We start from the raw sequence: 1329 nt of genomic DNA, 5'->3' as shown, positions 1-1329 counted from the left end.
GCTCACCGGCCGTTACGTGCGTAACGCCTGCACCGCCGGTTACAAGGGCATCCTGCAGGACGGGGAGTACCCAAGTGAGGCCTTTCTCGGTGCGCTCAATCCGGCGTTTTCACGGTTCGCCCTCGACAAGGTGGCGCACGAGATCGGTCAGCTCGGTGCATCCGCTGGCACGCTGTCAGCGGAGGCCGCAGCCTGGACTGGACTGCCCGAAGGCATCCCTGTCGCCGTCGGCAACGTGGACGCGCACGTCACCGCGCCCGCCGCGCAGGCCGTGAACCCCGGCCAGATGGTCGCCATCATGGGAACGAGCACCTGCCACGTGATGAACTCCGACCGACTCGCTGAAGTACCGGGCATGTGCGGTGTCGTCGATGGCGGCATCGTTTCCGGGCTCTTTGGCTACGAGGCCGGCCAGTCCGGCGTTGGCGACATCTTCGCCTGGTACGTCAACAACCAGGTGCCCGCCCGGTATGCCGACGACGCCCGGGCACTCGGACGAAGCACGCACGAGCACCTCACCGAACTGATCAAGGACCAACCGGTGGGCGGCCACGGACTGGTGGCGCTGGACTGGCACAGCGGCAACCGTTCGGTGCTGGTCGACCACGAACTCTCCGGGCTCGTCATCGGTACGACCCTCACCACCCGGCCGGAAGAGATCTACCGAGTCCTGCTCGAGGCCACCGCCTTCGGTACTCGCACCATCGTGGAGGCGTTCAACACCAGCGGCGTGCCGGTGACCGAATTCATCGTGGCCGGTGGCCTGCTGAAGAACGCGTTCCTGATGCAGACTTACAGCGACATCCTGCGCTTGCCGATCAGCACCATCGCGAGTAACCAGGGACCCGCGCTGGGTGCGGCCATTCACGCCGCCGTCGCCGCTGGCGCTTACCCCGACGTGCGTGCTGCCGGTGCGAAGATGGGCAAGCTCAATAAGAACGTGTACCTGCCCAACGAGGTATCCTCGGCGGCCTACGACGAGCTGTTTGAGGAGTATACGCAGCTGCACGACTACTTCGGTCGCGGCGAGAACGACGTCATGCACCGTCTCAAGGCTCTCAAGCGCCGCGCAGCGGTCACCGACTGGGAAACGCTGGTGCCTGCATGAGCACCTACGGACCCCAGATCGAGGTGGCGGTCGCCCGCGTTCGCGCGGACATCACCCGCCTGCATGCCGAGCTCTTCAGCAACGGCCTCGTGGTCTGGACCGGCGGCAACGTTTCCGGCCGCGTGCCCGGGGCTGACCTCTTCGTGATCAAGCCGAGCGGGGTTGACTACGTCGACCTGGCGCCCGAGAACATGATCCTCTGCGACCTCGACGGAAACGTC

General features: G+C 65.7%; 2 protein-coding genes. Both read left to right on the top strand.

The annotated features are described in order from the left end of the window. The coding region (locus CXY72_RS00025) for a ribulokinase (protein ID WP_104125713.1) at positions 1-1108 on the top strand (1108 nt) is incomplete at its 5' end. Next, on the top strand, positions 1105-1329 hold a 225-nt coding region (locus CXY72_RS00020), incomplete at its 3' end, for a class II aldolase/adducin family protein (protein WP_199183886.1). The genes CXY72_RS00025 and CXY72_RS00020, both read left to right, overlap by 4 nt.

This window comes from Cryobacterium sp. Y57 (assembly GCF_002929505.1).
In the GTDB taxonomy this organism is placed as follows: Bacteria; Actinomycetota; Actinomycetes; order Actinomycetales; family Microbacteriaceae; genus Cryobacterium.
The sequence above is the reverse complement of the archived record's forward strand: the minus strand, read 5'-3'. Positions and strand labels throughout refer to the sequence as shown.